Genomic DNA, 255 nt, shown 5'->3' with positions numbered 1-255 from the left:
AGTATTGAATGCCTCGATCTGAGTGGTGTATTAGATCGGACATGCTACTTTTGCCACGCAGCGCACGTCGATAGGCTACACTCACTTCCTCTGTTTGCAGGCTGGCGTGAACATGATGCCCGACAATATTTTTTGAGTAGATGTCGGTCACCAAACTTAAATAAACAAATTTTTCACTTGTCGGTATGTAGGTGATATCGGCGACCCAGACTTGTTCTGGTTTAGAAGCGAGCACTTGCTGAGAACCTGCCTTTA

At 45.5% G+C, this 255-nt stretch carries 1 protein-coding gene; it reads right to left on the bottom strand.

The features are described from left to right. Window positions 1–255, bottom strand: a 255-nt coding sequence (locus ACO0KZ_RS20555) for a DDE-type integrase/transposase/recombinase (protein WP_422998665.1), incomplete at both ends; no start/stop codon positions are given.

The sequence above is a fragment of the Undibacterium sp. Di24W genome, from assembly GCF_049340325.1.
GTDB lineage: Bacteria > Pseudomonadota > Gammaproteobacteria > Burkholderiales > Burkholderiaceae_D > Undibacterium.
This window is presented reverse-complemented; position numbering and strand designations above follow the sequence as displayed.